Origin of the sequence: Collinsella aerofaciens (genome assembly GCF_018785265.1) — a bacterium.
In the GTDB taxonomy this organism is placed as follows: domain Bacteria; phylum Actinomycetota; class Coriobacteriia; order Coriobacteriales; family Coriobacteriaceae; genus Collinsella; species Collinsella aerofaciens_AI.
On record NZ_WQPK01000044.1, the window covers coordinates 20,002 to 32,738 of the forward strand.

At 61.7% G+C, this 12,737-nt stretch carries 8 protein-coding genes; 3 read left to right on the top strand and 5 right to left on the bottom strand.

Annotated features, from left to right (window positions below; all coding sequences use genetic code 11):
• Positions 1-72 precede the first annotated feature (72 nt).
• The 5 genes from GPK42_RS07235 to gltX all read right to left on the bottom strand — a co-directional run bounded on the left by GPK42_RS07235 (position 73) and on the right by gltX (position 7,291).
• Positions 73-1,473, bottom strand: coding sequence for an RsmB/NOP family class I SAM-dependent RNA methyltransferase (locus tag GPK42_RS07235; protein ID WP_215694564.1), 1,401 nt, complete (start codon positions 1,471-1,473; stop codon positions 73-75).
• On the bottom strand, positions 1,470-2,390 hold the full coding sequence (gene fmt, locus GPK42_RS07240; RefSeq protein WP_215694566.1) for a methionyl-tRNA formyltransferase: 921 nt from the start codon (positions 2,388-2,390) through the stop codon (positions 1,470-1,472). Before fmt ends, GPK42_RS07235 begins: the two co-directional genes overlap by 4 nt.
• 327 nt (positions 2,391-2,717) lie before the next feature.
• Positions 2,718-3,254 carry a peptide deformylase gene (def, locus tag GPK42_RS07245; protein WP_035138252.1) on the bottom strand — a complete coding sequence of 179 codons (537 nt, stop codon included), beginning with the start codon at positions 3,252-3,254 and terminating at the stop codon, positions 2,718-2,720.
• A gap of 18 nt (positions 3,255-3,272) precedes the next feature.
• Positions 3,273-5,726 carry a replication restart helicase PriA gene (gene priA, locus GPK42_RS07250; protein WP_252200191.1) on the bottom strand — a complete coding sequence of 818 codons (2,454 nt, stop codon included), beginning with the start codon at positions 5,724-5,726 and terminating at the stop codon, positions 3,273-3,275.
• Between the two features lie 89 nt (positions 5,727-5,815).
• Complete coding sequence (gltX, locus tag GPK42_RS07255) at positions 5,816-7,291, bottom strand: glutamate--tRNA ligase (RefSeq protein ID WP_215694568.1); 1,476 nt, start codon at positions 7,289-7,291, stop codon at positions 5,816-5,818.
• A 276-nt stretch (positions 7,292-7,567) separates the two neighbouring features.
• On the opposite strand from gltX, the gene metK reads away from it, so the two are divergent.
• The 3 genes from metK to GPK42_RS07270 all read left to right on the top strand — a co-directional run bounded on the left by metK (position 7,568) and on the right by GPK42_RS07270 (position 12,681).
• Positions 7,568-8,848 (top strand): methionine adenosyltransferase, encoded by a 1,281-nt coding sequence (gene metK / locus GPK42_RS07260; RefSeq protein WP_215694570.1) that lies wholly within the window; start codon positions 7,568-7,570, stop codon positions 8,846-8,848.
• 342 nt (positions 8,849-9,190) lie between these two features.
• Positions 9,191-10,798 (top strand): L-serine ammonia-lyase, iron-sulfur-dependent, subunit alpha, encoded by a 1,608-nt coding sequence (gene sdaAA, locus GPK42_RS07265; protein ID WP_215694572.1) that lies wholly within the window; start codon positions 9,191-9,193, stop codon positions 10,796-10,798.
• A 149-nt stretch (positions 10,799-10,947) separates the two neighbouring features.
• Positions 10,948-12,681 (top strand): L,D-transpeptidase, encoded by a 1,734-nt coding sequence (locus tag GPK42_RS07270; protein ID WP_215694574.1) that lies wholly within the window; start codon positions 10,948-10,950, stop codon positions 12,679-12,681.
• Positions 12,682-12,737: the final 56 nt, after the last annotated feature.

Here is a 12,737-nt window from a genome sequence, read left to right on the forward strand (position 1 = left end):
GTTGCGGTGAGATAAGGACTGTTTGGTGGGCTGAAGCCGCTATTCAATCCCTATTTCACCGCAACTTAGTAGTTACTTGTGGACCAGTCTGGCGCAGAAGTGACCGTCGTAGGAATCGGCGTTTACCGGCACGCTTTGGAAGAGGCCTCGATCGTCCTGTCGTACGGATACGAGCTTCTTGGCCTGATTGAACTCGGGGAGTTGCAGAATCTGCGCCTCGGAGAGCGGCTCCAGGCTAAAACCGGCACCCTCGGGAGAGGCTAGGAACGCGTCCACCACCTGCGTGTTCTCCTCGTCGAAAACCGAACACGTCGCATAGATGAGCTCGCCGCCGGCAGCCACGCGCGCGGCGGCTTCCTTGAGCATCGTAAGCTGCAGTTTGGGCAGCTCAACCGTTACATCCTTTTCGGTCAGACGCCACGGTATCTCGGGATGACGGCGCATGGTGCCGGTGCCAGAGCACGGCGCATCGATAAACACCGTGTCGAACAGGGCAGGCTCGCCAAGCATGGCATCAAACGATGTGAGCACCTCATCAAGCTCGCAGGCATCACCCGAAACCGTACGAACGCCCTGAATACCGGCCTTATGCAGGCGAGCGAGATTCAGATCGCACTTGCGATCATGCAGATCGAGCGCCGTATGCTGACGCTCATAGCCCGCACGCTTGGCTTGGCACATCATCACATAGGTCTTGGTACCACGACCGGCACCAATCTCAAGGCAGTTACCAGGGCGCGTGGCAGCTGTAGCGATAAGCTGCGCGTTGAGATCAGATGCCACCGCGGCAGCACGCTCAAACACACCCGAAGCAACGGTAACCTGGGCATCAACCGGGGCATGGCAGCCCGGGAAGACCGGCGCGACGAGCTGCGAGATATACGGATCGGACTTAGTCGCAAAGGCGTTCTCATGCAGGGCCAGCGGCGCAGGTGCCAAGTTGCCGGCAAAGTTAAGCGCACCCTCGGGCGTGTCAAACGACGCCATAATACGAGCGCACAGCCAACGCGGCAGACCCATCAGGCGCGACAAACGAACCAAGCGTCGCTCAGACTCATCCACATCGGACGCAGTGGCAAAGTCCTCAACGTTGTCCGCAACCTTGTGCAGCACCGCGTTAGCCAAGCCCGCGGCAGACTTAGCACCGCTGCGAACCAGCTCAACACCCTGACTCACGGCAACGCGGCCCGGCGTATGCAGATAGAGCATCTCGAAGGCCGAGATGCGAAGCGCCATACGAACGCGCGGCGCGACCTTTTTGGGCTTATCCAAAAACTGATCGAGCAGCTCATCCAAACTGCCCTGCGTGGCGGCAACACCGAGCGCCAAACGAGCGGCAAAAGCTGAATCACGCTGGTCAATGGCCTTGGCGGAAGCACGGGAAGACAACACGTCGCGTGCGTACATACCGCGGCGATCGGCCTCCATCAACACATCGAGCGCAAGCTTGCGCGCGGGAGACAACTTGCTCATGACAGTACACCCCAGCTAAGTTCGGCACCCTGCAGACCGGCAGCCCAGGCAGAAGCAGCCATGGCACGCTTGCCATCGGGCTTAACCTCGAGCAGTTCAACCGCGCCATCAGAAAGGCCCAGGTAGACACGCTTGCTCTTGACGGCAACAGCGCCCTCGCCAAGCGACACATCGGCCGGCGCAGCATCGAGCACGCGAACCGACTTACCGGCAATCACGCAACGGGCAGGCGCGGTATCGGACGAAGCGAGCACATGACGCACGCAATCGAGCGCCGCCATCTGCGGATCCAGACGCATCTCCAGCTTGGAAATCTTGGCAGCATGGGTAACGAGCGTCTCATCCTGCTCGGTCCACACGGCGGTGCCATCGGCAAGAGAAGGAAGCGTATCGGCAAGCAGTTTGCCGCCAAGCTCACCAAGCTCCATCGTGAGCGCCTCGGCATGCTTACCGGCAACGGACGTGGAAGCCTGAGCACAATAAGCACCAGTATCCACGCCATGCCCAATGCGCATAATGGAAACGCCAGCAACCTCATCACCAGCAAGGATGGCACGCTGAATAGGAGCAGCCCCACGCCAACGAGGCAGCAGCGAAGCATGGACATTCACAATACCAAGCGGCGCCATATGCAGCACGTCATCCGGTAAAATGCAGCCATAGGCGGCCACGCAGAAAATGTCAGCCTGGGCAGTCTGGAGTGCCTCAACAACCTCAGGCGTCATGCGATTAGCCTCAACAACCGGCAACCCCAGCTCAAGCGCCTTGGCCTTAACAGGAGAAGGCTCAAGCTTCTTACCACGCCCACGAACAGCATCGGGGCGAGTAACAACAAGCGCAATCTCGTTACCAGCCTCGACAAGCGAAGTCAACGAAGGCACCGCAAAATCAGGCGTGCCCATAAACACAATACGCATAAAGGACGTCTCCTCTCAACCAAAGCCGAGACGGCTATAAATAACAGCGGAAAGCAAAGTACCCAGCCCATCCGCAATAACATTTCAACAAGAACAAATATACCCAAAACCAAAGAAAGAGCCGCAATAAAAGCAGCTCTTTCAGCAAAGCACCTATCAGCGAAGACGCCCTTCCCTAGCCCGACGGCACCCGGGCGAACCGAGCCAGAACAACGCAGTCCCCGGTGCTGAGCCCCCACATATCGTCCCGCGCGCAGTTTCGCAGCAAAGCGAGAATGTTTGAGCACGGGATGATATGTGGGGGCTCAGCACCGGGGACGGTGGGACCTACTCCGTTTCGCCCGGTCGAGCGCCGCGGGCCAGGGCGTCCTGGTACTCCTTGACTGCCTTGATCCTCTGCATCGGCTTAAGGCGCTCGAACATGGTATTGCCGTGCAGGTGGTCGATCTCGTGCTGCAGGCACACGCAGAACAGATCGCCCGAGGCTTCGTAGCGAATCAGGTTGGCGTCCAAGTCGTACGCCTCGACGACGACATGGTCGGGACGCTCGATCTCGCAGCTAATGCCGGGGATGGACAGGCAGCCCTCGCTAAACGGCACCAGATGATCGCTCTGCTCAACAATGACGGGATTGATAAGTACGTACGGGTCGTAGTCGTTCTTGTCGCTGTAGTCGCAGTCGATGGTGACGAGCTGAATGAGTTCGCCGATCTGCGGGGCAGCCAGGCCGCAACCGCCGTTCTCGAACATCATCTTCTTCATCTTCTCGGCAAGCGCCTCGATTGCCGGGGTGATCTCCTCGATGACGGCGCACTCCTGGCGAAGACGAGGGTCGGGCGACAGTACGATTCCGTTGGCTTCCATGGCCATCCTTTCGGGTTGTTACATCAAATCATAGGCGTCGACGTCAACGCTCACGCTCACGCCGCGTACAGAGCCCACCTCTTTGAGGCAGGCGTCGATATCGTCAGAGACATGGTACCCCACGGGCGACTTCACAAGCAGATGGAAGCGGTAACGGTCCTTGGCTCTCTCGATTACACACGAAGCCGGGCCCAGCACCTGGGGCACGGCACTCCCCGCCCGCAAAAAGTCGGGCGCGGCGGCATGCCAGCGGCGCTTAAGAAGCTTTGCAATGCGCCCGATGTAGTCTTGCGCGTCGTCTCGGTTCGCCGACCACACCAAAATGTTGACCAGGCGAACAAACGGCGGATACAGGGCGTCGCGGCGCTGGTCCAGGTCGTAGCCGGTAAAGATCGAGCGATTGTGCTCGGCGACGGCACGAATGACCGGATCCTCGGGCAGGTAGGTCTGAATGATAACCTCGCCGGGGCGATCGCCGCGACCGGCACGGCCCGCCACCTGTTCCAGCAGGTCGTAGGCGCGCTCCCCTGCGCGAAAGTCGGGCAGCTTGAGGGCGAAGTCGGCATTGACCACGCCCACGAGCGTGACCTCAGGAAAGTCGAGACCCTTTGCGATCATCTGGGTGCCCAGCAACACGGCGCAATCGGCCGCATCGAACTGCTCGAGCAGCTTTTTGTGCGCATCCTTGCCGCGCGTGGAATCGGCATCCATGCGAATAATGGCGACATCCTCGGGAAGCATCTGGTGCAGTGCGTCCTCGATCTGCTGCGTGCCTAGACCCATTTTTGCCAGGTAGCGACTTCCACATTTGGGACAGCGGCTCGTGGGCGCGGGATACGGCTGCACGCGCCAGGACGATCCGCAGGTGTGACACTGCAGCGTGTGCGTGCGCTCGTGATACGTAAGCGCGGTGGAGCAGTGGTTGCAGGTGGGGACGCAGCCGCACTCGCGGCACATCAGGAATGGCGCAAAGCCACGGCGGTTGTGCAGCAGCACGGCCTTCTCGCGGCGCTCGACCACACGTTCCAGGCCTTCCATCAGCGGTTTTGAGAACATGGAGCGACTGCCGTGCGAGAACTCGCGGCGCAGGTCGGCAATGCGAACCGTGGGCAGCACGGCATGCCCCGGGCGCTCGGGCATCTCGACGCGCGTCCAGGTGGCACCGTTGTACGTGCCGCGGCGGCAGCGGTCGAGGGCCTCGGCAGAAGGCGTGGCGGAGCCCAACACGAGCGGGCAGCGGTAGCGGCGCGCCATCTCGGCCGCCACCTCGCGCGCGTGGTAGCGCGGGCTGGAACCCTGCTTGTAGCTGGTCTCGTGCTCCTCGTCGATGATGATGAGGCCCAAGTCGCTGAGCGGACAAAAGAGCGCCGAGCGGGCGCCCACGACCACGCGTGCGGCACCGCTGGCGACCATATCCCACTGGTCCAGGCGCTCGCCGGCCGAGAGGCGCGAATGGAACACGGCGACCGTCTCGCCAAAGCGAGAGCGGAAGCGGCCGACGGTCTGGGCCGTCAGCGATATCTCGGGCACGAGCACGCAGGCTGAGCGGCCAGCCGCGAGTACGCGTTCGATGGCGGAGAGGTAAACCTCGGTTTTGCCGGAGCCGGTGACGCCGTCGACCAGCACCACGTCGCCATGAGCGTCCAGACGGGCGCGCTCAATCTGCGCGAGTGCCTGTTGCTGGCCGTTGGTAAGGGAGACCGGCGCCTTGCCGCTTGCCGAGGACAGCGTGGTCTGCTCGCTGCATCCACGCCAGGCGCGGCGCTCCTCCACCACTACAACGCAACGTTTTTCGAGCGCTTTAATGGTCGCAGACATACTGTTGTAGAGCAGGTTGAGGTCGCGCGTCGTAACCGGGCCGCACTGGAGCGCCTCGATAAGCTGGCGCTGGCGAACGGCAGTCTTGGGCGGCGTGTAGTCGAAACCCTCGGGCGTGAGCATGACCCAGCGGTTTTGAATAGGCTTGACGGTGGGACGCTCAACCGACCATGCGCCGTCATCGCCCTTGACCACGCGCGGGCTTCCACCCGGGGGCAAGAACAAACGCAGGCACTCGGAAAGCGTTGCGACGTACTCGCGGCTCATCCAGCGCGCGATGCGGGCGGCCTCTGCGGTAAAGAGCGGCTTGCTGAGGATAGCCTCGATGGCTTTAATGCGCACGGGGTCGAGGGCGTCGTTACCTTGCAGGTTGGCCAGCTCGGGCGCGATGTCGACAATGTAGCCTGCGGCGGCACGGGTGCCAAAGTGGACCAGGACCGTCGATCCGACCTGGGCGTCGTTGGCAAGGGACTCGGGAATGCCGTAAGCAAATGGTTCGGACAGCGCACGGGTGGGGATGTCAAGAACCACACTCGCGTAGGCGGCGATGGGCTCAGGCGCAGGCTCGGGCTTTGCCGGGGCAGCAGCGGATGCCGGTACCACCGTAGTCTCCTCAGGTTCCGGCGAACCAAACAGCGACAGTTGATCGGCCATAGCCCCAGCACCTCCTATCCCATACGTCTACAGAAACAAGAGCCCCGCTCGGGGTGAACGGGGCTCGGATACATACGTTTGCGCAGCGATTACAGCGCCATCGTGCGGGCGCGGTCGATGCGCGCCAGGCAGTCGTCGCGGCCGATGAGCGCCATGGTCTCGCCCAGCGGAGGACTCACCATGTTGCCGCAGACGGCGACGCGCACGGCCTGGAACACCACGCGCTTCTTAAGGTCCATCTGCTCGGGCAGCGGCTCAAGCGCGGCGTCGATGTTGGCAGCCGTCCACTCGTTCACACCCTCGAGCGCGGCCTTGGAGGCATCCAGAATGACACCCATGCCCTCCTTGGCCAGGCCCTTGTTGACGGATTTCTCGTCATACTCGAGCGTCTCGGCCGTGGCAAAGATGGGAGCGGCGACGGTCACGGCGTCGGCCGGCATCTTGGTGCGCGGCTTGACGATGGCGGCAAGCGCATCGATCCAATCCTCGCCGTACTCGACATTACCCTCGATGAGACCCGCCTCGTGCAGCTCGGGGACCATGATCTCGTCGGCAAACTGAGCATCGGACATGCCGTTGATGTACTCGGCATTGACCCAATCGAGCTTCTTGGGGTCGAAGGTCGCCGGGTTCTTAGAGATGCGGTCGAGCGAGAACTTGCTGGCCAGGACATCGCGCGGGATGATCGTGGTCTCACCGTCGAGCGACCAGCCGAGCAGCGCCAGGTAGTTGACGAAGGCGTCGGACAGGTAGCCGGCGTCGCGGTACTCCTCCACCGAGGTGGCGCCGTGGCGCTTGGAGAGCTTCTTGCCGTCGGCACCCAAGATCATGGAGATGTGGGCGAACGTAGGCACGGGCGCGCCGAGGGCCTCGTAGACCATGACCTGACGCGGGGTGTTGGACAGGTGGTCGTCGCCGCGGATGACGTGGGTGATCTTCATCATGGCGTCGTCGACGACGGTCGCGAAGTTGTACGTGGGCGTGCCATCGGAGCGGAAGATGACAAAGTCGTCGAGCTCCTTGGCGTCGAAGGTCACCTCGCCGTGGACGGCGTCGTGGATGACGACGTCGCCGCGGTCCTCGGGCACCTTAATACGCAGGACGTAGGACTCGCCGGCCTCGATGCGGCGGCGGGCCTCCTCGGGATCAAGATCGCGGCAACGGCGCTGATAGCCCTGGAAGGGGTCCTTGCGCTCCTGCGCGGCCTTGCGGTCGGCGTCGAGCTGCTCCTTGGTGCAGAAGCAGGGATAGGCCTTGCCCTCGTCCCAAAGCTTCTGGGCGGCCTGCTTGTACAGGTCCAGGCGCTCGGTCTGGGCGTAGGGGCCAAAGTCGCCGCCCACCTCGGGACCCTCGTCCCAGTCCAGGCCCAGCCAACGCATGGCGCGCAGGATAATCTGCGTGTTCTCGTCGGTGGAGCGGGTGGGGTCGGTGTCGTCGATGCGCAGGATGAACGTGCCGCCGTTTGCGCGGGCGAAAGCCCAGTTATAGATAGCGGTGCGGGCGCCGCCGATGTGCAGCTTGCCCGTCGGTGAGGGTGCAAAGCGGACGCGAACGTCTGATGCCATGGAAATCTCCTCGATTGCAGGATGGATGTCTAACCGCATCAGTATAAAGCATCAAAGCAACCTCCGCACAAAGGGCACCGACCCAATCATTGGGGACAGACTTAAATGACCAGTCGTTGGAGACGTTCTTAGTTTAAGGCTGGTCATTTAAGTCTGTCCCCAATGAGTAGGTGCGGAAAGGGTGTGAATGTTTGATTTACGCGTTATGATGTGCCCTTGCATAGAGAGCCCGGCGGAATGGTAACGGTCGCGGGACACGTTTTTGAAAGGACAATCATGTCAGAAGAACTTCGTTCCATCCCACCCCAACACGGGTCCTTTGTTTTTACGTCGGAGTCGGTGACCGAAGGTCATCCCGATAAGATCGCTGACCAGATCAGCGATGCCGTCCTCGACGCAATCCTCGCCAAAGAAATAGAGCTGCAGGAGCAGGGCTACATCGCCCCCAACGGCGTGCCCGCCAACGTGGAGAACGTCCGCTGCGCCTGCGAGACCCTCGTGACCACCGGCACCGTTATCGTCGCCGGCGAGATTCGCACCCAGGCCTACGTCGACGTTCAGGAAATCGCCCGCGGCGTTATCCGCCGCATTGGCTACAACCGTGCCAAATTCGGTTTTGACTGCGATACCTGCGGCGTTATGAGCCTCATCCATGAGCAGTCACCCGATATCGCTCAGGGCGTTGACGAGTCCTTCGAGACCCAGACCGGCGCTACCACCGACCCGATCGACCTGATCGGTGCCGGCGACCAGGGCATGATGTTCGGTTACGCCTCCAACGAGACCAAGACCCTCATGCCCATGCCTCACTACCTGGCAAGCCGCCTGGCCGAGCGCCTGGCTGCCGTGCGTCACGACGGTACCCTCGCCTATCTGCGTCCCGATGGCAAGACCCAGGTCACCGTGCGCTACAAGGACGGCAAGCCCGTCGAGGTCACGACCATCGTCATCTCCACGCAGCACGCCGCCGAGATCGAGGACATGGGCAAGATCAAGGCCGACCTAATCGAGCACGTCATCACCCCGGTCATGGCCGCCGAGAACATGCCGTGGGACAACGCCGACATCTACGTGAACCCCACCGGTCGCTTTGTCGTGGGCGGACCTATGGGTGACACGGGACTGACTGGCCGTAAGATCATCGTCGACACCTACGGCGGCTATGGCCGTCACGGCGGCGGTGCCTTTAGCGGCAAGGACTGCACCAAGGTCGACCGCTCCGCCGCGTATGCCGCGCGCTGGGTAGCCAAGAACGTGGTCGCCGCCGGTCTGGCCGACCGCTGCGAAGTCGAGCTTGCCTACGCCATCGGCGTTTCCAAGCCCCTCTCAATCATGGTCGACACCTTCGGCACCGCACATGTTGCCGAGGACAAGATCGTCGAGGCCGTAGAGAAGACCTTCGACCTGCGCCCGGGCGCAATCATCCGCGACCTAGACCTGCGCCGCCCCATCTACGAAAAGACGGCAGCCTACGGTCACTTCGGCCGAGAAGACGCCGACTTCACCTGGGAAAAAACCGACCGAGTCGAAGAACTCACGGCAGCCTGCGGCCTGTAAGCTTGCGAGAAAAGCTACAGCCAAATAACAACGCACCAAAAGAAGTACCGGCCCCAACCGGTACTTCTTTTTTATTTAAAGGTGGTGAAGATGAGCCTACCTGGGACATGGAATAAATCACAGGCCGATAAATTTTGCAGCAGAGCGACTCCAACCATGTATCCTAAGTTCCGAGGGCTTTGGTATTTGGTCGATCGCGAGTTCCGCACGAGACGGAGGCCACTTAATGTGGCCTCCGTGCGAGCCAGGACTGTAGAGCAGGCGACCAAATACCAAAGCCCTCGGAACGACGGGACAAGTATGCCCCGCCCCTCGGGACGACGGGATAGATAAGGAGCATCCATGGCAGGCAAGCCGCAAACACTAGCTACGACCTCGGCATTCGAGATCTTGGGCCCCGTCATGGTCGGCCCCAGCTCATCACACACCGCCGGCGCCCTGCGCTGCGCCCAAGTTGCCGCCAGCCTGTTAGAAGGCCGCATCGCCAAAGTCACCTTTGGCCTATGGAACTCCTTCGCCCACACCTACCGCGGCCACGGCACTGACCGTGCGCTCGTCGCGGGCATCCTGGGCCTCGACACCGATGACGAGAACATCAAGCAGGCCTTCGACCTCGCTCGCGAGCAGGGCCTCGAATATCACTTTGACATCAAGGGCGACGACGCCTCCATCCACCCCAACACCGTCGACATCGATATGGTCGACGACACGGGCGCCACGGCGCAGGTCCGCGGCGAGAGCCTGGGCGGCGGCAAGATGCGCATCAGCCGCATTAACGGCGTCGGCGTCGACATCTCGGGCATGTATTCCACGCTCTTCGTGGCGCACAAGGACGTTCCCGGCGTGCTCGCCGCGCTCACGAACCTGCTCGCCTACGCCCACGTGAACATCGCCTTCTGCCGCACCTACCGAACCGAAGTGGGCGGCCAGGCCTACTCCGTCTTTGAGACCGACGGTGCGCCCGACGACACCGTCGTCCCCATGTTACGCAAGCTCGACAATGTCGATTACGCGACCTTTATCGAGCTCCCCGGTTCTGCCTCGTCGCTCTCCCCCGGCGTCTCGGCCAAGGAGATCTTCGACGACGGCGAGCAGCTGCTCGATGCGTGCGAGGAACTGGGGCTCAGCATCGGCGCCGTCATGGCCGTGCGTGAGGCGCGCCTGACCGGCGAAGCCCACGCCGTCGACGCCATGCGTCGCGTGCTCGACGTCATGCGGGAGGAGACCACGGCCCCCATCGCCAATCCGCAGCGATCGCTCGGCGGGCTTATCGGCGGCGAGGCCAAACTCGTCGATGCCACCGGCCGCAACGATTTGAGCACGAGCCTGATGGGCACCGTCCAGACCGACGCCGTAGCCCGCGCCATGGCCGTGCTCGAGCGCTCGGCCACGATGGGCGTAATCGTCGCAGCTCCGACGGCAGGATCCGCGGGTGTTGTGCCCGGCTGCGTGCTGGCGCTCGCCGATCGCCTGCAGCTCGACGAGGAGCAGGTCATGGACGCGCTCTACTGCGCAGCCGCCATCGGCCTCAACCTCACCACAAGCGCCTGCGTTGCCGGCGCCGAGGGCGGCTGCCAAGCCGAGGTGGGAAGCGCCGCCGCCATGGCAGCCGCCGCACTGGTGCAGATGCTCGGCGGCACGCCCGAGCAGGCGCTCGACGCCAGTTCCATCGCGCTGAGCAACCTGCTGGGCCTGGTCTGCGATCCTGTAGGCGGCCTCGTGGAGGTGCCCTGCCAAAACCGTAACGCCATCGGCGTGGCTGCGGCCTTTAGCTCGGCACAACTCGCCCTCGCCGGCATTAAGAGCCTGGTACCGTTTGACCAGATGGCACACGTCATGCTCTCGGTGGGCCACGCTTTACCGGCCACGCTGCGCGAGACGGCAAAGGGTGGCATCGCGCAGGCTCCGGCCGCACTTTCGGCCTGTGCAAAATGCGGTGTGTGCGGATAGCGGCAAAGAACGACTCAAAGGTGGGACAAATGTCCCACCTCTTTTGAATGCCACCGTTTCCGTACCACAAACAGCAGGGCAATCGCTATAATGCAAGCCCAGTAAAAACACGATGAACCGCAAGGCGAAAATCGAAGGATATGCATACGATGTCGCAAAACGATCGAACTCAACTGATTCCCGATCCGCAGCAGCCGAGCAGGCACACCGGCGGCGTTCAGTCGCCGCGTCCTATCGCGCCGAGCCACGGTCAGCAGCGTAGTGCGGCAAACGCTTCCCAACGCCCGAACCAACAGCGACAGCAGCGTCAACAACGTCAGCAGCGCCAGGCAAACGGCAATGCGCTCAAGCAGCCCCCCACGCACGCTCGAGGCGATCGTGGCCCCGCGCGCAAACCCGCCGGCAACAATAAGTCGGGCAAAAAGACGACGCTCTTTGTCGTCCTGAGTCTAATCGTCATTGTCTATATCGTAGGCGTCGTAGCATTTTCGCAGGTAGCCTGCCCCAACACCACCATCGCCGGCGTCGATGTCTCGTTCTCCAACGCTTTGTCTGCCGCCACCAAGGTCAATTCGGCATGGAAGCACTATAAGCTCGCCGTAACAGGAGATGACTTTAGCTGGACCTATCAGCCCGAGTCCGATGAACCCATCGTCGACGGTGAAGCTGCTGCAAAAGAGATCATCAGCCACAACGAGGCCTTTGTATGGCCGGTCCGCCTTGTGGAATCCTTAAGCGGCAAGACCAAAACAACCGCTACCTCCAACGAAGTCGATCTTGATCAAGACGTCGACCTGTCCATGCTTTCCGACACCTTTGACCAAAAGAAGTTTGAGAAGGATCTGGGCGCCGCCATCGACGAGTTTAACGAGGGGCGTTCGGGCACGTTCGAGGCCAATAGCTCCTATGACGAGCAAGCGGGCAAGTTTACCGTCGAGAAGGCGCGCTCCAACGAAAAACTCAACCGCGAGCATGTCATTAAGTATGCCGAGCTCGAGCTTGCCTCGCTGGCCGAGACCGTAGATCTTTCCAAGCTCGGCAACGATGCCTATGAGCCGCTCAATGGAACGCTGACCGATGATCAGATTCAGGCCGCATGCGATGCCGCCAACAACTTCCTGGGCGTCAACGTGACCCTCAAGCTCAACGGCGAGGATGCCGGCAAGGTTGATGGCAGCTCCGTGTTGCAGTGGATCAGCTTTGCCGATCCCGCCAACCCCACGCTCGATACTTCGCAGATCAGTAGCTGGGCAGCCGAGCTCGCCAACGGCTTTAATACCGTGGGCTCCACTCGCTGGTGGACGCGCGCCGATGGCAAGCAGTGCGCCGTCGAAGGCGGCGACTTTGGTTGGTCCATCGACAGCAGCTCGCTCGCCAAGCAGGTCGAGGACGCCATTAACAACAAGCAGACCGGCGAGATCGAGATCAAGTACTCCCAGAAGGCCGACACCTTTACCGCAAAGGGAGAGCCCGACTGGAAGGCGTATATCGACGTCGACCTGTCCGAGCAGCACGCGCGCTACTATGACGAGAGCGGCAATATCGTTTGGGAGGCCAACTTTATTTCCGGCAAACCGGGCGAAGACGCCACCCCCGAGGGCGTGTGGCAGATCAACAGCAACGACGGCGGCAGCACCCTGATCGGAGCCAAGGACCCCGAGACCGGTAAGCCCAAATACGAGAGCCCGGTGAGCTACTGGATGCCGTTTGAGGGCAATATGATCGGCTTCCACGACGCTACATGGCAAAACGACAAGAGCTTCGATAATGCCGAGTCGTACAAGTGGTGCGGCAGCCATGGTTGCATCAACCTGCGCCTGGCCGACGCCAAGGCACTGCACGATTGCATCAAAGTCGGCCTGTGCGTGGTTGTCCACTCGTAGTGCAACGCGCGCATTCCTACAACGTGGAACCGCTGCGACCAATCTAACAGTTCCGA

What these genes read in the sequence shown, in the direction of transcription:
- GPK42_RS07270 (WP_215694574.1), top strand. Translation starts at nt 10,948, where the DNA reads ATGTCGCAAAACGATCGAACTCAACTGATTCCCGATCCGCAGCAGCCG.
- priA (WP_252200191.1), bottom strand. Translation starts at nt 5,726, where the DNA reads ATGGCCGATCAACTGTCGCTGTTTGGTTCGCCGGAACCTGAGGAGACT.
- GPK42_RS07235 (WP_215694564.1), bottom strand. Translation starts at nt 1,473, where the DNA reads ATGAGCAAGTTGTCTCCCGCGCGCAAGCTTGCGCTCGATGTGTTGATG.
- gltX (WP_215694568.1), bottom strand. Translation starts at nt 7,291, where the DNA reads ATGGCATCAGACGTTCGCGTCCGCTTTGCACCCTCACCGACGGGCAAG.
- metK (WP_215694570.1), top strand. Translation starts at nt 7,568, where the DNA reads ATGTCAGAAGAACTTCGTTCCATCCCACCCCAACACGGGTCCTTTGTT.
- def (WP_035138252.1), bottom strand. Translation starts at nt 3,254, where the DNA reads ATGGAAGCCAACGGAATCGTACTGTCGCCCGACCCTCGTCTTCGCCAG.
- sdaAA (WP_215694572.1), top strand. Translation starts at nt 9,191, where the DNA reads ATGGCAGGCAAGCCGCAAACACTAGCTACGACCTCGGCATTCGAGATC.
- fmt (WP_215694566.1), bottom strand. Translation starts at nt 2,390, where the DNA reads ATGCGTATTGTGTTTATGGGCACGCCTGATTTTGCGGTGCCTTCGTTG.